At 65.0% G+C, this 16580-nt stretch carries 21 protein-coding genes; 7 read left to right on the top strand and 14 right to left on the bottom strand.

The window, feature by feature from the left end:
* A partial coding sequence (locus tag BRAS3809_RS09190; RefSeq protein WP_035655831.1) for an NAD(P)/FAD-dependent oxidoreductase occupies positions 1 to 941 on the top strand: 941 nt, incomplete at its 5' end.
* Positions 942 to 1114: 173 nt separating this feature from the next.
* Here the strand turns inward: BRAS3809_RS09190 and BRAS3809_RS34740 are convergent.
* Positions 1115 to 1300: a YdcH family protein gene (locus tag BRAS3809_RS34740; RefSeq protein ID WP_083839074.1), complete on the bottom strand. Its 186-nt coding sequence runs from the start codon at positions 1298 to 1300 to the stop codon at positions 1115 to 1117.
* Between the two features lie 290 nt (positions 1301 to 1590).
* On the opposite strand from BRAS3809_RS34740, the gene BRAS3809_RS09200 reads away from it, so the two are divergent.
* The 3 genes from BRAS3809_RS09200 (at position 1591) to BRAS3809_RS09210 (ending at position 2488) form a co-directional block, all read left to right on the top strand.
* The gene (locus BRAS3809_RS09200; RefSeq protein WP_035655835.1) at positions 1591 to 1797 is read left to right on the top strand and encodes a YdcH family protein; all 207 of its coding nucleotides are present in this window, start codon (positions 1591 to 1593) and stop codon (positions 1795 to 1797) included.
* A gap of 136 nt (positions 1798 to 1933) precedes the next feature.
* Positions 1934 to 2146, top strand: a complete 213-nt coding sequence (locus BRAS3809_RS09205) for a hypothetical protein (RefSeq protein WP_008961814.1) — start codon at positions 1934 to 1936, stop codon at positions 2144 to 2146.
* Positions 2147 to 2236: 90 nt separating this feature from the next.
* On the top strand, positions 2237 to 2488 hold the full coding sequence (locus BRAS3809_RS09210) for a hypothetical protein (protein ID WP_008961815.1): 252 nt from the start codon (positions 2237 to 2239) through the stop codon (positions 2486 to 2488).
* A gap of 86 nt (positions 2489 to 2574) precedes the next feature.
* Here the strand turns inward: BRAS3809_RS09210 and BRAS3809_RS09215 are convergent, their stop codons facing one another.
* Positions 2575 to 3246, bottom strand: coding sequence for a GGDEF domain-containing protein (locus tag BRAS3809_RS09215; RefSeq protein ID WP_052523392.1), 672 nt, complete (start codon positions 3244 to 3246; stop codon positions 2575 to 2577).
* A 148-nt stretch (positions 3247 to 3394) separates the two neighbouring features.
* On the opposite strand from BRAS3809_RS09215, the gene purE reads away from it, so the two are divergent.
* From purE to rpsU, 3 genes are all read left to right on the top strand, one after another.
* Entirely contained in the window at positions 3395 to 3883 is a 489-nt protein-coding gene (purE, locus tag BRAS3809_RS09220; RefSeq protein WP_008961817.1) for a 5-(carboxyamino)imidazole ribonucleotide mutase, read from the top strand.
* Positions 3880 to 4989: a 5-(carboxyamino)imidazole ribonucleotide synthase gene (locus BRAS3809_RS09225; RefSeq protein ID WP_008961818.1), complete on the top strand. Its 1110-nt coding sequence runs from the start codon at positions 3880 to 3882 to the stop codon at positions 4987 to 4989. The genes purE and BRAS3809_RS09225 overlap by 4 nt, the downstream gene beginning before the upstream one ends.
* Positions 4990 to 5156: 167 nt before the next feature.
* A complete protein-coding gene (rpsU, locus tag BRAS3809_RS09230; RefSeq protein WP_008961819.1) occupies positions 5157 to 5459 on the top strand; it encodes a 30S ribosomal protein S21 in 303 nt (100 codons plus the stop codon).
* A gap of 225 nt (positions 5460 to 5684) precedes the next feature.
* Here the strand turns inward: rpsU and BRAS3809_RS09235 are convergent, their stop codons facing one another.
* The 12 genes from BRAS3809_RS09235 to BRAS3809_RS09290 all read right to left on the bottom strand — a co-directional run bounded on the left by BRAS3809_RS09235 (position 5685) and on the right by BRAS3809_RS09290 (position 16557).
* The gene (locus tag BRAS3809_RS09235) at positions 5685 to 6569 is read right to left on the bottom strand and encodes a hypothetical protein (protein WP_008961820.1); all 885 of its coding nucleotides are present in this window, start codon (positions 6567 to 6569) and stop codon (positions 5685 to 5687) included.
* A 239-nt stretch (positions 6570 to 6808) separates the two neighbouring features.
* Positions 6809 to 7093, bottom strand: a complete 285-nt coding sequence (locus BRAS3809_RS09240; protein WP_035655838.1) for a cupin domain-containing protein — start codon at positions 7091 to 7093, stop codon at positions 6809 to 6811.
* A gap of 16 nt (positions 7094 to 7109) precedes the next feature.
* Entirely contained in the window at positions 7110 to 8207 is a 1098-nt protein-coding gene (locus BRAS3809_RS09245; RefSeq protein WP_035655839.1) for a calcium:cation antiporter, read from the bottom strand.
* Positions 8208 to 8317: 110 nt separating this feature from the next.
* Positions 8318 to 9655, bottom strand: a complete 1338-nt coding sequence (locus BRAS3809_RS09250; RefSeq protein ID WP_008961823.1) for a sodium:proton antiporter — start codon at positions 9653 to 9655, stop codon at positions 8318 to 8320.
* 97 nt (positions 9656 to 9752) lie between these two features.
* Positions 9753 to 10553: an alpha/beta hydrolase gene (locus BRAS3809_RS09255; protein ID WP_035655850.1), complete on the bottom strand. Its 801-nt coding sequence runs from the start codon at positions 10551 to 10553 to the stop codon at positions 9753 to 9755.
* Between the two features lie 18 nt (positions 10554 to 10571).
* The gene (locus BRAS3809_RS09260) at positions 10572 to 11969 is read right to left on the bottom strand and encodes an NAD(P)(+) transhydrogenase (Re/Si-specific) subunit beta (protein ID WP_008961825.1); all 1398 of its coding nucleotides are present in this window, start codon (positions 11967 to 11969) and stop codon (positions 10572 to 10574) included.
* A gap of 45 nt (positions 11970 to 12014) precedes the next feature.
* On the bottom strand, positions 12015 to 12332 hold the full coding sequence (locus BRAS3809_RS09265; protein ID WP_006612207.1) for a proton-translocating transhydrogenase family protein: 318 nt from the start codon (positions 12330 to 12332) through the stop codon (positions 12015 to 12017).
* Positions 12333 to 12355: 23 nt separating this feature from the next.
* Positions 12356 to 13483 carry a Re/Si-specific NAD(P)(+) transhydrogenase subunit alpha gene (locus tag BRAS3809_RS09270; protein ID WP_008961826.1) on the bottom strand — a complete coding sequence of 376 codons (1128 nt, stop codon included), beginning with the start codon at positions 13481 to 13483 and terminating at the stop codon, positions 12356 to 12358.
* A gap of 139 nt (positions 13484 to 13622) precedes the next feature.
* Positions 13623 to 13775 (bottom strand): aa3-type cytochrome c oxidase subunit IV, encoded by a 153-nt coding sequence (locus BRAS3809_RS09275; protein ID WP_008961827.1) that lies wholly within the window; start codon positions 13773 to 13775, stop codon positions 13623 to 13625.
* 105 nt (positions 13776 to 13880) lie between these two features.
* On the bottom strand, positions 13881 to 14276 hold the full coding sequence (locus BRAS3809_RS09280) for a type II toxin-antitoxin system death-on-curing family toxin (protein ID WP_008961828.1): 396 nt from the start codon (positions 14274 to 14276) through the stop codon (positions 13881 to 13883).
* Positions 14273 to 14497: an AbrB/MazE/SpoVT family DNA-binding domain-containing protein gene (locus tag BRAS3809_RS09285; RefSeq protein WP_008961829.1), complete on the bottom strand. Its 225-nt coding sequence runs from the start codon at positions 14495 to 14497 to the stop codon at positions 14273 to 14275. Before BRAS3809_RS09285 ends, BRAS3809_RS09280 begins: the two co-directional genes overlap by 4 nt.
* Before the next feature lie 80 nt (positions 14498 to 14577).
* On the bottom strand, positions 14578 to 16557 hold the full coding sequence (locus tag BRAS3809_RS09290) for a M3 family oligoendopeptidase (RefSeq protein ID WP_008961830.1): 1980 nt from the start codon (positions 16555 to 16557) through the stop codon (positions 14578 to 14580).
* Between the last annotated feature and the right edge of the window lie 23 nt (positions 16558 to 16580).

Consider the following 16580-nt stretch of genomic DNA (forward strand, 5'->3'; position numbering starts at 1 on the left):
ACTACAAGGCCGGCAGCCTGATGGCCCGCTTCTGCGTGACCGGTAAGCGCATGCTGTACCGCTACTGCGACGAGCATGGTGTTCCCTACCGCAATTGCGGCAAGCTGATCGTTGCGACCAGCGCGGCCGAGACGGACAAGCTGCAGGGCATCCGCGCCCATGCGGAAGCGAACGGCGTCGAGGGGATGCGCCTCCTGACCGGTTCCGAAGCCCGGGCAATGGAGCCGGCCCTCGCCTGCGAGGCCGCCCTGCTGTCGACCTCCACCGGGATCCTCGACAGCCATGCGTTCATGCTGTCGCTGCGCGGCGAGATCGAGGATGCTGGCGGGGCCTTCGCATTCCACACCCCGCTGCTGCGCGCGAGGGCTGCGGACGGCGCCATCGCGCTCGATGCTGGCGGCGACCAGCCGATGACGCTGTCGTGCCGGCTCCTGGTGAACGCCGCCGGCCTGAACGCCCCGGCTGTAGCCCGCCTGATCGAAGGCATGCCGCCACAGCTGGTGCCGACCGCCTATCTTGCCAAAGGCAACTATTTCAGCTGCAGCGCGAAGGCGCCGTTCAGCCGCCTGATCTATCCGGTGCCGGAGCCCGGCGGCCTCGGCGTCCACCTGACGCTCGACATGGCCGGCCAGGCTCGCTTCGGGCCCGACGTCGAATGGATCGATGCGATCGATTACACCGTCGATCCTGCCCGCGCGGACCGCTTCTATCCCGCGATCCGCAAATACTGGCCGACGCTGCCCGACGGTGCGCTGATGCCGAGCTACTCGGGCATCCGACCGAAGATCGTCCCGCCCGCCGTGGCTTCGCAGGACTTCGTCATCCAGGGGCCGCGCGATCACGGCGTGGACGGACTGATCAATTTGTTCGGAATCGAGTCGCCGGGCCTGACGTCATCGCTCGCGATCGCGGCCCACGTCGGCGAACTCAGCGGGACCTGAGCGAGTTCAACTACAAGGCTGAGGTTCCAGACCCATCCCTGCGCGGTCCGTGAGCCCGAAAGCTTCCGATGGTCTGGGACGTCGGATCAATGGGGAGTTGCGCCTGGGATGGAATGAGCATCATCCCAGTGCGCAATCGGGCGTTTAGTTGTGACGTCTGCTGCAGTCACATGTCAGTGAAGCGTTTCAGTGGTGACCTGTCTCAAGCGCTCGATCTCATCCTTCACCATCAACTTGCGTCGTTTCAGTTCGGCAATGCGCAGATCGTCGGTGGATGGGTGCAGGAGAGCTTCATGCAATTCGTTTTCAAGAACTTTATGCTTACGTTCCAGTTCAACGAGATGCGCCTGAATGGCCATTCGAAACCTCCTTGGTAGGTGAACCTGAGATTCGACCAGGACCATTGAGTGTACACAAGTCGCTTGACCTGTCGATGGGGCCAAAAGACCGCACATGCAAATTTGAGCACGGTGTGTAACGAAGCGTGAGCGGATGTGGAGGAATCTCAAACCGGCGCAAACCCGAAATTCACGGGACAGCCATGGAGATGCGAAGGTTGTCGACTTGCGTCGGCAGCTTCGCAAGCGCAATACTCATCCGCCTTTCGCGAGGCTTTCCACTTCCTTCCGCTTTTTTGCTATCATAGATCATGGCTGACCAAGACGACCGCGAACTGCAGGCCGAACTCGCGCGCCTGCAGCAGGAGCACCGCGACCTCGACGCGGCGATTGACGCTTTGCATCAATCGCCTGCCCCCGATTTGTTGCGGTTGCAACGGCTGAAGAAGCGCAAGCTTCTGCTCCGCGATCGGATCGCCTTCATCGAAGACCAGATCACGCCCGACATCATCGCCTGACCAGGCGCGTCAACGATCCTGTCCTTGTTCTGCGCTGATTTCGATCAGAGCGCGCGAGAACCGATATTGACATTTTGGAACAAAAGAAGAACATTCAGAGCTCTCGGTCGCGCCCTCAAACCTCAGGATGGATCTGATGCCCACGACCTTCTCTCCTCATGACCGCCTCTACGAACAGGCCTGCGATCAGGCCATCGCGATGTGCGACGGCAACCTGCGTTCCACCATCAAGGCATTGATCATGGCCAACGAATATCTCGAGCTGGAGCTGCAGGAGCTGCGCGCTGCGATCTCATGCGGATGCGTGCCCAACACGGCGTGCGACGACGCGCAGAGCAATGCCGCCTGATCCCGGAGATCTTCCGGAAATCTTCGAGGCACTTATAACGGGCGCGGCCACACTTGCTGACAGCTTCGAGATCGCAAGGAGGAGTCTGCAATGCCTGAGGTCACCTACTACGTCGCCATGCCCTTCAGGCGAGACGAACTGGGCACGCTGATCCCGGGAGCCGCCGAGGAGTGCCAAAGCTCAACTGCTGCTCTGCGTCGGGCGGAGGCGATGTCGCGCCTGCCGGACAATATCGGCGCCATCGCCTTCAGCCGCAGCGGGGATCCGCTGATGGGCGAGTTCAACGATGCGAAGCTGCTGCACAGGTTCGGAGAGCTGCCTGACGATCTCGGCGAGTTGTGATCAGCGCTCGACGCCAGATGTCATCGAATGCTCCGGACAGCCGATCGCCGCACTCCCATGGATGAGCACGACCGCTCCGGCCTTGCTCAAACACGGCTCTCGTGTCTGCGCTGCGCCTTGCGGATGTACATCGCGCGGTCCGCCTCTTCCAGGGCACGCACCGGATTGACGCGCTTGTCCAACAGCGCCACTCCCGCAGATGCGCCTGCGCGCACGGTCTGATCGCCGAAGGTGAAGCTCAGCTTGTCGATGGCGGCTTCGAGCGAAGCCGCCTTGACGCGGGCATCGGTCTCGCTGAGGTGCCACATCAACACGCCGAACTCGTCACCGCCGAGCCGGCCGATCACGTCGGAGGACCGAACCTCCTCGCTGAGGACGCGCGCCACGGCCTTCAGGACCTCGTCTCCGGCGGCATGACCGAACGTGTCGTTGATCGGCTTCAGCCGATCCACGTCGAGCACCACCAGGGCGCCGGTTGCGTCATAGCGTTTGATGAACGCGATCGAGCGGTGCAGCTCGCGGGCAAAGCCTCGCCGGTTGAAGATATCGAGCAGGAAGTCGCGCTCGGCCACGGCCGACAGCTCCTCGATGCGCAGCTGGGCCGCCGCCAGCTCTGACTTGAGACGCCGGATGGTCTGCCGCGCGCCTGCCGGCGCAGAGCCGGATCCAGGCCCGCGCCCGGCTCGCAGCGCCCTTGGACGGTAGCGGGTTCCGCGCTTCCCGGCCGGCCCCGCCGTCTTCATCCGCCTCTTTTTCATCCCATGTCCTGTCGCGCCGAGGTTTGGACTTGCCGGGTTTAACCAAGACAGGATAGTCCATTCAGACCTCCATGCCATGGCTTGCCGCTGTCGGGACCGATCCTATACTCCGGCCCATGCTGATGGATTCCCGAGAAGAATTGAGGTCATGACCGCGCCGATCGCCATCATCATGGGAAGCCAGTCGGACTGGGATACCATGCGCCATGCCGCCGAGACACTCGGCGCGCTGGGCGTGAGCTATGACGCACGCATCGTCTCGGCCCACCGCACCCCGGATCGGCTGTATGCCTTCGCCAAGGGGGCCAAGGCGGCCGGCTTCAAGGTCGTGATCGCCGGCGCGGGCGGCGCGGCCCACCTGCCCGGCATGACCGCCTCGCTGACCGAGCTGCCCGTCTTCGGCGTACCCGTGGAGTCCAAGGCCTTGTCCGGCGTCGACTCGCTGTATTCGATCGTTCAGATGCCCGCCGGCATTCCTGTCGGCACGCTGGCCATCGGCAAGTCCGGCGCAATCAACGCGGCCCTGCTGGCGGCCAGCGTGCTGGCACTGTCGGACCCGGCGCTGGCCGAGCGTCTCGCGGCGTGGCGGCAGTCGCAAACCAACGCGATCGCCGAACGCCCGGAGGGCGCGGCGTGACCGGCTCCAATCGGGCGAAGCTCAAGCCCGGCGACACCATCGGCATTCTCGGCGGCGGCCAGCTCGGCCGCATGCTGGCGCTCGCGGCGGCGCGGCTCGGACTGCGCTGCCAGGTGTTCTCGCCGGATCCGGATTCGCCGGCCTTCGACGTGGTCCTGAACGCCACCTGCGCCGAATATGCCGATGTCGAAGCGCTGGAGCTGTTCGCCAACGACGTCGACGTCGTCACCTATGAGTTCGAGAACGTCCCGTCCGCGGCGGCCATGGTGCTGGCGGCGCGGCGTCCCGTGCTGCCGAGCCGCTCGGCGCTGGAGACCACCCAGGACCGCCTGACCGAGAAGGACTTCGTCACCTCGCTGGGCATCCGAACCGCCAACTACGCCGACGTCTCATCGGTCGGCACCCTGCGGGAGGCCATCCTGCGCATCGGCCTGCCAGCCGTGCTGAAGACACGCCGCTTCGGCTATGACGGCAAGGGTCAGGTCAAGATCCGCCAGGGCGACGACCTCGAGCGGATCTGGGCCGAGCTCGGCACCAAGTCCGCCATTCTGGAGGCGTTCGTGCCGTTCGAGCGCGAGATCTCGGTGGTTGCGGCCCGCGCCGCCGACGGCCAGGTCGAGTGCTTCGACGTCACCGAGAACGAGCATCGCGACCACATCCTGAAAGTGTCGCGGGCCCCCGCGGCCATTCCCGACGCGCTGGCCGAGGAGGCCCGAGACATCGCCAGCCGGATCGCCACGGCGCTGGACTATGTCGGCGTGCTCGCGGTGGAGATGTTCGTCGTCACCAGCGGTCCGAACGCCGGCGTGCTGGTGAACGAGATCGCCCCCCGGGTACACAATTCCGGCCATTGGACGCTCGACGGGGCGTCGATCTCGCAGTTCGAGCAGCACATCCGGGCCATCGCCGGCTGGCCGCTCGGCAAGCCCTTGCGCCACGGGCACGTCACGATGACCAACCTGATCGGCGACGAGATCAACAGCTACGAGCAGTGGCTGACGGTTCCCGGCGCGACCGTGCACCTCTATGGCAAGGGCGCCCCGCGTCCTGGCCGAAAGATGGGCCACGTCACCCAGGTGTCACCGCTCCCGCCCCGGATGGGCTGAAATATACCAAGCCCGAGGCGTTAATCTTGCCGCCAAGAGCCCATCAGCGGGTGGACAGCGTTGCGCTTGTCTGATACACGGGCGCCCTCAAGGTTAAGGGCGAGGCCATTTGCCGGCCCTGACTTTCAGCCGATTTCAAACCGATAGACTGAGAAAGAGGATGCCGCGTGCAGGTTCTCGTTCGCGATAACAATGTCGATCAAGCCCTCAAGGCGCTCAAGAAGAAGATGCAGCGCGAGGGCATTTTCCGCGAGATGAAGCTCCGCGGCCATTACGAGAAGCCCTCTGAGAAGAAAGCCCGCGAGAAGGCCGAAGCCGTGCGCCGCGCGCGCAAGCTGGCCCGCAAGAAGCTGCAGCGCGAAGGCCTGCTGCCGATGAAGCCGAAGCCGGTGTTCGGCGCCGGTCCCGGTGGCGACCGTGGCGCCGGCCGTGGTCCGGGCGCAGGCCCCCGCCCGGGCGCGCCGCGCTGATCTGAAAATATCTATCTGACGACGTTAGATAGCGCGGGCCTTTGGCTCGCGCTTTTGCTTGCGGGTGTGCTGCCGGCCCGGCCTGCGATCTCCGCAGCGTCCTCCGAGATCCGCCGCCGGCGCCCTCCCCTTTCCGAGCTCCGCTTCGAGATCGCTTCGGACGTCAAAAAGCAGCGGACTCGACGGCCGCTGCTTCTGAACGCTGTGATCGATTGACCGAAGAGTCTACTTCGGCAGCACCGAATGGAACACCGACTTGGCCGCCGACATCATGTCGTGCGCGACGCTGGACATCTGCTCCTTGATCGACGGGTCGGTCCGGTCGGCACGCAGGTCGAGGGGACGCAACTGGCTGGCCGGAATTTCAGCCGGCGGCGTCGGGCGGCCATCGAGCTGCAGGGATCCCGTGTAGGGCGGCGCCGCGCCCGGCGCGTTGGTGGCGAGCACGCTCTGATCGGCGGGAGGCGCGGACACCGAGATCGGCGGCGGCAGCGGACGCACCGGCGCCACTTGCGGCGCCGCGGTCACGATGCGTTCGGCCTGCGATGGCTTGTCAGCGGCCTTCTCGGCCTTGCCTTCATTGGCCCGCAACCGTTCAATCGCGGCACGGGCGAGATCGGCCGCGTCGCGGCGATCCTCCTGCTGGGCCGCCGGCGCTTCCGCGGGCGTACCACGGACGACCTTCTCGCGCGGCGAGACGGGATGGCGCGGCGTGTCGGCCGGCAGGCTCGCTGTCTCCACCGGCTTCACCTCGACCGCCTTCTCGGCAGCCTTATCGGCCAGCGACTTCTCCGACATGCCCTTCGCCTTTATGCCCGGGGCCGGCACGCTGGACAATTCGGCCGATGTTTCAGCCGGCTTGGCGCCAGCCTTCGCGTCAGCCTTGGTGGCGCCATCGGCGGTCTTATCGAGAGATTTGGGAGTGTCGGCCCGAGCGTCGACCTTCGAGCCCGTCAGCTTCGCATAGGCGGCCGAGGCCACGGCGGCCACGGTCGAAGGCGGCGCGTCGGGCTTGGTATTGATGTAGTGATTGACGATGTAGGCCCCGATGATGGTGGCGACCACCGAGGGGATGATCTCCAGGGCAAACTTGGTGAGATATTTCAGCATGCTTGACCACTCCCGCGCGGTATTTGCGGGAACTTTGAGGCACAATTAAGGGACCATTCCCCGCTCTCCGCTGCTCTTCTCCGCGCGGGGCGCGCGCGAATAAGCGGCGAAAAGTCGTTTTCCTGAAAGCCTTTAAGACCCGAGCCGTGCTGCCATCCGAGACAAATCGGACGCCGCCGTAGCCTTCCGGATCACCGGCTTACGTTACCACAATCAGCGGCATGCCGGTAAACAAATGGTTAGGGCTTGAGCTCAACTTCGAGGAAAACGATCTCGGAAGCGGTCTCGTTCAGCACATCGTGTTCGACCCCGGCTTTGCGGAAGTAGGATTTCCCGACCGCGAGCTGCGCCTTCGAGCGCTCGCCCGAAGGCGCCACGATCGTCATCTCCCCGGCGGTCACCGGGACGATCACGTAATCCATCCCGTGGACATGACGGCCCGTCGCGCTGCCCGGCGCCAAACGCCACTCGGTGACGCGAACCTCGGGCGTATCGACCTGGACGTCGGACTGGGCGCTGAGCATGGGGAACCTTCTCAAATCAAGGCACGAAGAGCAGAAAGAGGAATATCGCGAATACGACCATGTGCACCAGCCCGAACAGAATGTTCGTCCTGCCGGTGCCGAAGGTCAGCATGCTCAAAACGAAGGTCAGGACCAGGAGCACCATTCCCTGCGCGTCCAGCCCGAGCACGAGCTGCTTGTCGAGCGCATAGGCGGCGACCGCCACCGCGGGGATGGTCAGGCCGATCGTGGCGAGCGAGGACCCGAGCGCCAGGTTGATGCTCTTCTGAAGATCGTTGGCGCGGGCCGCCGAGATCGCCGCGACGCTTTCCGGCAACAGGATCAACAGCGCCACGAGCACGCCGGCGACCGCGGGAGGCGAACCGGTGGCGGCCACCCCGGCGTCGACCACCAGCGAAAACTTCTTCGCCAGCAGGACCACGGCGAGAAGGGCGACCAGCAGCAGCCCGACGCTGAGCAGCATCTTGCCGCGCGGCAGCCTGACATCGTCGTCGGCGAAACCGGCGGCTTCGCCGACGAAATAATCCCGATGCCGCGTCGTCTGCGTGTAGAGGAACACGGCATACAGCAGGATCGTCACCACGCTGACGAAGGCAAGCTGCGCCGCCGAATACACCGGCCCCGGCGAGGTCAATGTGTAGTTCGGCAGCACCAGCGTGATCGTCGCCATCGTGAACAGCACGCTGAGATAGAGATTGGCGCCGGAGACCAGGACATCCTGCTCGCGATAGCGCAGGCCGCCGATGAACACGCAGAGGCCGACCAGGCCGTTGCAGACGATCATCACGACCGCGAACACCGTGTCGCGCGCCAGCGCGGGCGCCGCCTTGTCGCCGAGCATGATGGTGGCGATCAGTGCCACCTCGATCACCGTCACCGACAGGGTCAGCAGCAGCGTGCCGAACGGCTCGCCGATCTCGTGTGCGATCACCTCGGCGTGATGCACGGCCGCGAACACCGTGCCGAACAGGACGATCAGCAGAACCGCAGCGAAGACGACGCCGGCGGCCGATGGCGTGAAGTCGTAGTGCGTCGCAGTGACCCCTGCGATCAGCGCCATCGCAAGGCCCGGGAAGATCACTGATGATGCGGGCGTCGCGCCCTTTACGCTCATGATTCGCGCCCTTCCTCTGACGGCTCAGACTATGCGCGCCCCCGCGGCGCGCGTCACCCCTCACTGGAACGGATGGGACTCGTTGCGCGGCGGATGGCGATTGTCCAGGGCTAGCCGGGACTGAGCAGCGGATGAATCGGCAGCACGGTCAGAAGCACGAAGAGCGGAATCAAAACGGCGCCAGCGCGCAGCATGTAGCCGAAGAAGCTCGGCATCCGGATGCCGCGCTCGTTGGCGATGGCGGCGACCATGAAGTTCGGCGCGTTCCCGATATAGGTGAGCGCACCCATGTAGACCGCGCCCATCGAAATCGCCGCGAGCGTGCCTGCGAGGTCGCCCATCAGCACCTTGGGATCGCCGCCGGCCAACTCGAAGAACAAGAGATAGGTCGGCGCATTGTCGAGGAAGGCCGACATCAGCCCCGTGAACCAGAAATAGGCCACTTCGCGTGGCGCGCCTGAGGGCGTCGTCACCGCGTTGAGAAGCCATCCGAAGGAGCCCTCATGGCCGGCGTTCAGCATGGCGATCACCGGGACGATGGCCGTGAAGATCGCCGCGAACAGTTTTGCGACCTCTCGGATCGGCTCCCAGTTGAAGCCGTTGGCCGCGCGATGCTCGTCCGGCGTGAGCCAGAGCGACAGGCCGGCGATCACCACCAGGACCGCGTCGCGGACGAGGTTCTGCAGCTCGATATGGGTGCCGGCGATTTCGAACGAGATGCCCGGCTTCCAGGTCGCGGAGACGAGCGTGTTGGCGACGATGGCGGCGATCAGAACGATGTTGACGAGCCCGCGAACGCGCACCGGCTCTTTCGTTGCCGACGCCGCAGGCTCCGTCTTCTCCGCGCGGAAGCGCCACGCATCGATCGCCGCGAAGATCACCAGCAGCAGGCCGGCAACGATCGCGGTCTGCAGCCAGATGTTGCGCGTGGTCCAGAAGAAGTCGACGCCGCGCAGGAAGCCGACGAACAGCGGCGGATCTCCAAGCGGGCTCAGTGCTCCGCCGACATTGGCGGCGAGGATGATGAAGAAGACCAGCACATGCACATTGTGCGGCCGGCCGAGATTGGCGCGGATCAATGGGCGCACCAGGATCATCGCAGCTCCTGTGGTGCCGACGACGCTCGCGATGAGCGTACCGAGCGCGAGGATGGCCGTATTGGTCCCGGGCGTGCCCCTGATGTCGCCGGTGACCAGGATGCCTCCGGCGACCGTATAAAGCGCGAACAGCAGCACGATGAAACTGAGATACTCGGCGAGCAAGGCGTGGACGAAGGACGCCAGCGCGGCCCCCAGTCCGGCCTGCCAAGTCAGCGCCGCCAGCGTCACGAGGGCCCATGCCGCGGCGACCTTGCCGTAATGATGATGCCAGAAGCCGGCGAACAACAGCGGCCCGAGCGCGATCGAGAGCAAGAGCCCGGCAAACGGCAGGGCGAAAGGCCACGTCATTGCGGCGCCGTTCAACTCGGCGGCGTGCGCCTGGATCGGCAGAGCTGCGGAGAGAAGCAGGGCGAGGAGCGGCGCCGGCCACCTCACGCGGAAAAAGCTAGGGGCCGTCGATGAAACCTTTGGCAGTTTCTGTCGCACCAAAAAGATCCAGATTGTTATGACCGCCGTCGGGAAAGCGTACGAAGCGCTTGGGGTCATGCGCAAGCGCGAACAATCGTTCCCCGAAGCGGATCGGGATTCCTGGATCCTTCGCCCCATGCATGATCAGCAGCGGCACATGGACCTTGGCGATACGCTGATCGGAATGGAAACGGTCGAGCATCAGCAGACTCACGGGAACCACCTTCAGCATCTCGGACGCGACATCGACGGTGGACGTATAGGGCGCTTCCAGAATGAGCCTGCTGATCGCATGCTCCGCGGCGATTGCCGTGGCCACGCCGCTGCCCAGCGAGAAGCCCCAGACGACGATGCGTGGTGCCTCGTAGCGCTCGCGCGTGAAAGCATAGGCGGCTGCGGCATCCTGAAGCAGCCCCTGCTCGCTCGGGCTGCCGGTGGAGCCCGCATAGCCGCGATAGGACAGCGCGACAAGGCCAGTGCCATCGGCGGTCAGCGCGTTGAAGCGCGAGACCACGCCGGCGAGGAAATCGCCATTACCGGGAAAATACAGCACGACCTTGCGGCCCGGCTGTGCCGGCACGTGCCAGACGATGACCTTCTCGCCGTCGGCGGAGGTCAGCACGTGCTCTTCCGCCTGCGGAAAACCGGCGGCGGCGGGCGCGGTGCGGCCGACCGGGGGTACCGGAAACAGCATCGCGCGCTGGCGTACGAACAGCACCGCCAGGGCGATGGCGTAGATCGCCACCAGGACGATCAGGAGCCATTTCAGCCCGGTGATGGCTCCTGACAAGGCGCGTTACATGCCCTTGACGATGTTCTCGGTCATTTTCTTGGCGTCGCCGAGCAACATCATCGTGTTGTCGCGGTAGAACAGCGGATTGTCGATGCCGGCATAGCCCGAGGCGAGCGAGCGCTTGATGAACATCACGGTGCCGGCCTTCCACACCTGCAGCACCGGCATGCCGTAGATCGGCGAGGACTTGTCCTCTTCCGCCGCCGGGTTGGTGACGTCGTTGGCGCCGATGACGAACGCGACGTCGGTCTGGGCGAACTCGGAGTTGATGTCCTCGAGCTCGAACACCTCGTCATAGGGCACGTTGGCCTCGGCGAGCAGCACGTTCATGTGGCCGGGCATGCGGCCGGCGACCGGGTGAATCGCGTACTTCACCTCGACGCCTTCCTTCTTCAAGGTGTCGGCCAGCTCACGCAGCGCGTGCTGCGCCTGGGCCACCGCCATGCCGTAGCCGGGCACGATGATGACCTTGGAGGCGTTCTTCATGATGAAGGCCGCGTCGTCGGCCGAGCCGAGCTTGGCCGGCTTCTGCTCGCCGGTCGCGCCGCCCGCCGCGGCGGTCTCGCCGCCGAAGCCGCCGAGGATGACCGAGATGAAGGACCGGTTCATCGCGTGGCACATGATGTAGGACAGGATCGCGCCGGAGGAGCCGACCAGCGCGCCGGTGATGATCAGCGCCGAATTGCCGAGCGTGAAGCCGATGCCGGCGGCCGCCCAGCCCGAATAGGAGTTCAGCATCGAGATCACGACCGGCATGTCGGCGCCGCCGATCGGAATGATCATCAGCACGCCGAGCGCCAGCGCCAGCACCGTGACCATCAGGAAGTCGAAGCCGCCGCCGGTCAGCACCAGGCGCACGACGAAGAACACCAGCGCGACGGCGAGGCCGATGTTGATGAGGTGGCGCGCCGGCAGGATGATCGGGGCGCCGCTCATGCGCGCGGACAGCTTGAGGAAGGCAATGACCGAGCCGGTGAAGGTCAGCGCGCCGATCGCGACGCCGAGCGACATTTCGACCAGGCTCTGCGGATGGATGTTGCCGGGCGTGCCGATGTCGAAGGCTTCCGGCGCGAAGAAGGCGCCCGCGGCGACCAGCACCGCGGCCATGCCGACCAGCGAGTGGAAGGCAGCGACCAGTTCCGGCATCGCCGTCATCGGCACCCGGCGCGCGATGACCGCGCCGATGCCGCCGCCGATCGCGACGCCGAGGATCACCAGGATCCAGGCCCACACATCGGCCGGGGGATGGCTGGCGAGCGTCGTCAGGACGGCAATCGCCATGCCGATCATGCCGAACAGGTTGCCCTGCCGGCTGGTGGCCGGGCTCGAGAGCCCGCGCAGCGACAGGATGAACAGCACACCCGCCACGAGATAGAGGAGTGCCGACAGATTGGCGTTCATTGCAGATGCCCCGTTGTGCCTGTCATCCCGCGTCGTGCGGCGTTGTTACTTGGACTTCTTCTTGTACATCGCCAGCATGCGCTGGGTGACGAGGAAGCCTCCGAAGATGTTCACGCAGGCGAAGATCAGCGCGATGAAGCCGAAGGCCCGCGCCAGACCGCTGCCGCTCGACACCATGGACACGCCGACCGCGAGTAGCGCGCCGACCACGATCACCGAGGAGATCGCGTTGGTGACCGACATCAGCGGCGTGTGCAGCGCGGGGGTCACCGACCACACCACGAAGTAGCCGACGAAAACGGCGAGGACGAAGATCGACAGCCGGAAGACGAAGGGATCGACGGCTTGGACGACATGTTCCATGGCTTTGCTCCTCAGACCTTCAACTACGCCTTCGGCTGAAAATTCGGGTGGATGATGGCGCCGTCCTTTGTCAAAGCCGTGGCCTTGACCAGCTCATCGTCCCAGTTCACCGCCAGCGTCTTCTCCTTCTTGTCGATCATCGTCTCGATGAAGGCCAGAAGGTTGCGGGCGTAGAGGCCTGAAGCGGACGCCGCGACGCGGCCGGCGAGGTTCGGGAAGCCGATGATCTTGACGCCGTCGATCTCGACGATCTCGCCGAGCTTGACGCCTTCGACGTTGCCGCCGCGCTCGACCGCGAGGTCGACCAGCACCGAGCCCGGGCGCATCGACTTCACCATCTCCATGGTGACGAGGCGCGGCGCCGGACGGCCGGGGATCAGCGCCGTCGTGATGATGACGTCCTGCTTCTTGATGTGTTCCGCCGTCAGAGCGGCCTGCTTGGCCTGGTACTCCTTGGACATCTCCTTGGCATAGCCGCCGGCGGTCTGGGCGTTCTTGAACTCCTCGTCCTCGACGGCGAGGAACTTGGCGCCGAGACTTTCGACCTGCTCCTTGGTGGCGGGGCGCACGTCGGTCGCCGAGACGATGGCGCCGAGACGGCGCGCGGTGGCGATGGCCTGCAGGCCGGCGACGCCGACGCCCATCACGAAGACCTTGGTCGCCGGCACGGTGCCGGCCGCGGTCATCATCATCGGGAAGGCGCGGCCGAACGCCTCGGCGCCCTCGATGACGGCGCGATAGCCGGCGAGGTTGGCCTGGCTCGACAGCACGTCCATGACCTGGGCGCGGGTGATGCGCGGCATCAGCTCCATGGCAAACGAGGCGATGCCGGCATCGGCCATCGCCTTCAACGCGGCGTCGTTGCCATAGGGGTCCATGATCGCGAACACCAGCGCGCCGCGACGGTAGCTGGCGAGCTCGGAGGCTTCCGGCCGCTTCACCTTGATGATGATGTCGGCGTCCTTCAGCGCGTCGGCGCTGACGGTTGCGCCTGCCGCCGTGAACTCGGAATCCGGGAGGCCGGACTTGATGCCGGCGCCGGGCTCGACCGCGATCTCGGCACCCAACGCCTTGAACTTCTTCACCGTGTCGGGAGAGGCGGCGACCCGCGGCTCCAACGGGTCGATTTCCTTGGCGACGGCAATCTTCATGAGGCCTCCGGCGCGGATGCGCGCGCGAGCTTAAAAACGGGCGGGACGTCGATAGGCTCCAGCGTGACGCCGGATCAGCGATCGCTGCGGCAGTCAGCTGAAGGCCCGCCGGTGGGATACCGGCGGGCCCAGAGCGTCTTTAAACGAGGAAAATAGCCATCAAGATGACGATGAGGGCCACGCCGATCGTGCCGTACTTCACCAGATTGATGAAGCCCTCATAGGTGGCCTCATGCGCCACGTAATCATTACCGTCAGCCGTCGAGTAGGCGATCTCGCCATGGTTTGCCATCGGGGTCCCCCAGAGAAAATTGCTTTGTTAAGGTCGCATACCCCAAAGCCAATGCAAGGGCAACGGCTGGCATGCAAGGCGGTTTTATCGGTTTTTCCGATCGCTCTATTCGCGAGGCCAATTATCGCGAATCCAGCGCGTCAGGCTGGCCTCGCTGACCTCGCCGGCGGCGAGGGCGAGGATCACGGCGGTGGCCTGGGCCGGGTCGGGCGCGAACGCGATGTCGTTTCTGCGCAAAAACGTCATCATCGCCATGAAGGCGATGCGCTTGTTGCCATCCACGAAGGCGTGGTTCTTGGCCAAGCCAAATGCGTAGGCCGCGGCAAGCTCGGGCAGCGTCGCCTGCTCGTAGCTCCATTTGTTGATGGGCCGCTCCAGCGCAGAGCGCAGCATGCCTTCATCGCGCAGTCCCGGCGCGCCGCCGAAGCGGCGCAGCTGCCGCGCGTGAATGGCGATGGCCTGCTCATAGCTAATCCAGAGCGGCTCTTGCGGCTCGCTCATTTGGCGAGCGCGGCAAGGGTGTCGCGATATTCGTCCATGATCTCGTCGGCGATCTCTATGGTCCGCTCGAAATCCGGATCGTAAGGGAGCGCCTGGAAGCCGCCGCCGGGCAATTCCACAATGTGCAACTGCTGGCCGCGCTTGAGATCGAGCCGCTGCATCAGCTCGCGGGGCAACAGGAGACCATCGGAGTTACCGATCTTCTTGATCTCGATTTTCATTGTCAGACTCCGCAAAAGGACGCGCGTTTTACAAATGTATAACGCGCACCCTTTGCTCGTTCAACAAATGTTTTACAGCCCTACCCCATCGCCTCCAGCTCGTCGATCATGCCGGCGATGACCGACAGGCCGCCGTCCCAGAATTTGGGGTCCTTGGCGTCCAGGCCGAACGGCCTGAGCAGCTCGGAATAGTGCTTGGTGCCGCCGGCCGACAGCATCGCGAGATACCGTTCGGCGAAACCATCTGCGGCGTGCTCGTAGACGGCGTAGAGCGAATTCACCAGGCAGTCGCCGAACGCATAGGCGTAGACGTAGAACGGCGAATGGATGAAGTGCGGGATGTACATCCAGAAGTTCTCATAGCCCGGCTTGATCTCGATCGCCTCGCCGAGGCTCTCGGTCTGCACCGACAGCCAGATCTGGCCGAGCCGCTCGGCGGTGAGTTCGCCGTTCTTGCGCTCGGTGTGCACGGCGCGCTCGAACGAGTAGAACGCGATCTGCCGCACCACGGTGTTGATCATATCCTCGACCTTGCCGGCGAGCAGCGCCTGCCGCTGCCTGGCATCCTTAGTCTCCGACAACAGCCGCTTGAAGGTGAGCATCTCGCCGAACACGCTCGCGGTCTCCGCGAGCGTCAGCGGCGTCGGCGCCATCAGCGCGCCGTTCTTCGCGGCCAGCACCTGGTGCACGCCGTGGCCGAGCTCATGCGCGAGCGTCATCACGTCGCGCGGCTTGCCCTGGTAGTTCATCAGCACGTAGGGATGCGCCGACGGCGTGGTCGGATGCGAGAACGCGCCCGGCGCCTTGCCGGGGCGCACCGGGGCATCGATCCAGCTCTGGTCGAAGAAGCGCTGCGCGATGTCGGCCATCTCGGGCGAGAAGCCGCGATAGGCGGTCAGCACCATGCTCTTCGCCTCCGGCCAGGCGATGGTGGCATTGGCGGCGAACGGCAGCGGCGCGTTGCGGTCCCAATGCGCGAGCGTCTTCTTTTTGAACCAGCGCGCCTTGAGCCGATAGTAGCGGTGGGACAGCTTCGGATAGGCCGCGCGCACCGAGGCCACCAGCGCATCGACCACCTCGCGCTCGACGCGGTTGTTGAGATGGCGGGAGTCCGCGACGTCCTGGAAGCCGCGCCAGCGGTCGGAGATGTCCTTGTCCTTGGCGAGCGTGTTGGTGATCAGCGCGAACGTGCGCTCATTGGCCTTGAAGGTCTTGGCGAGCGCCTCGGCGGCCGCCTTGCGCTTGGCGCCGTCGCGGTCCTGCAGGAAGTTCAAGGTCGGCTCGATCGCGAGCTCCTTAGCCCCGACCTGGAAGCGCAGCCCCGCGATGGTCTGGTCGAACAGCCGGTTCCAGGCGGAATAGCCGGTCTGCGACTTCTCGTGGAACAGCTGCTCGACCCGGTCCTCGAGCTGATACGGCTTGTCCTTGCGCAGATCCTCGATCCATGGCCGGTAATGGCCGAGCGCCGGCGTCTCCATCGCGCGCGCGATCACGGCATCGTCGATGCGGTTGAGCTCGAGCGGGAAGAACAGCAGGTGCGTCGATGCGGCGGTGAGTCGTTCGGAAATGTCGCCGTAGAACTTGGAGATCGCCGGGTCGACGCTGTCGCCGGCATGCGCGAGCCCCGCATAGGAACCGAGCCGTCCGGCGAGATCGTCGATCGCCTCGTAGCGGCGCACGGCTCTCGCGAGCCACTCGCCGCCGTCCTCGCGCGCCACGTGCTCCGCGAGCTTGCCCTTGTAGTCGGTCTCAAACGCGACGCATTCGGCATCCATCTTCGCGAGATCGTGAGCGATCTCCGGCGCGTCGATGCCGCTATAGAGATCGCCGAGATTCCATTCGGGCAGCGTCCCGATTCCGGTCTTGGCCGCGACCATCTTCCTTGCGGGCTTGGCGGGCGATTTGGCCGCCGCAGCACGCCCGGTCTTGACCGCTGCCGGTTTCGACTTGGAGGTCGGCTTGGTTGTCGGCTTGGCGGCGGCCTTCTTGGCCTTGGCGGTTTTGGACGGAGGAGCGGACTTGGTCGGCTTGCGAAGGGCGGAAGAGGCGCGCGAGGTCATCGGATGGGTAACCTGTTGTTCGA

It is taken from the genome of Bradyrhizobium sp. STM 3809, from assembly GCF_000239795.1.
GTDB lineage: Bacteria > Pseudomonadota > Alphaproteobacteria > Rhizobiales > Xanthobacteraceae > Bradyrhizobium.

Coding starts and splice junctions, on each gene's coding strand:
- BRAS3809_RS09265 (WP_006612207.1), bottom strand. CDS start 12,332: ATGGAACATGTCGTCCAAGCCGTCGATCCCTTCGTCTTCCGGCTGTCG.
- BRAS3809_RS09275 (WP_008961827.1), bottom strand. CDS start 13,775: ATGGCAAACCATGGCGAGATCGCCTACTCGACGGCTGACGGTAATGAT.
- BRAS3809_RS09200 (WP_035655835.1), top strand. CDS start 1,591: ATGGCTGACCAAGACGACCGCGAACTGCAGGCCGAACTCGCGCGCCTG.
- BRAS3809_RS09270 (WP_008961826.1), bottom strand. CDS start 13,483: ATGAAGATTGCCGTCGCCAAGGAAATCGACCCGTTGGAGCCGCGGGTC.
- BRAS3809_RS09235 (WP_008961820.1), bottom strand. CDS start 6,569: ATGCTGAAATATCTCACCAAGTTTGCCCTGGAGATCATCCCCTCGGTG.
- BRAS3809_RS09280 (WP_008961828.1), bottom strand. CDS start 14,276: ATGAGCGAGCCGCAAGAGCCGCTCTGGATTAGCTATGAGCAGGCCATC.
- BRAS3809_RS09285 (WP_008961829.1), bottom strand. CDS start 14,497: ATGAAAATCGAGATCAAGAAGATCGGTAACTCCGATGGTCTCCTGTTG.
- BRAS3809_RS09215 (WP_052523392.1), bottom strand. CDS start 3,246: ATGAAAAAGAGGCGGATGAAGACGGCGGGGCCGGCCGGGAAGCGCGGA.
- BRAS3809_RS09250 (WP_008961823.1), bottom strand. CDS start 9,655: ATGACGTGGCCTTTCGCCCTGCCGTTTGCCGGGCTCTTGCTCTCGATC.
- BRAS3809_RS09205 (WP_008961814.1), top strand. CDS start 1,934: ATGCCCACGACCTTCTCTCCTCATGACCGCCTCTACGAACAGGCCTGC.
- BRAS3809_RS09245 (WP_035655839.1), bottom strand. CDS start 8,207: ATGAGCGTAAAGGGCGCGACGCCCGCATCATCAGTGATCTTCCCGGGC.
- BRAS3809_RS09240 (WP_035655838.1), bottom strand. CDS start 7,093: ATGCTCAGCGCCCAGTCCGACGTCCAGGTCGATACGCCCGAGGTTCGC.
- BRAS3809_RS09210 (WP_008961815.1), top strand. CDS start 2,237: ATGCCTGAGGTCACCTACTACGTCGCCATGCCCTTCAGGCGAGACGAA.
- BRAS3809_RS09290 (WP_008961830.1), bottom strand. CDS start 16,557: ATGACCTCGCGCGCCTCTTCCGCCCTTCGCAAGCCGACCAAGTCCGCT.
- BRAS3809_RS09260 (WP_008961825.1), bottom strand. CDS start 11,969: ATGAACGCCAATCTGTCGGCACTCCTCTATCTCGTGGCGGGTGTGCTG.
- BRAS3809_RS34740 (WP_083839074.1), bottom strand. CDS start 1,300: ATGGCCATTCAGGCGCATCTCGTTGAACTGGAACGTAAGCATAAAGTT.
- purE (WP_008961817.1), top strand. CDS start 3,395: ATGACCGCGCCGATCGCCATCATCATGGGAAGCCAGTCGGACTGGGAT.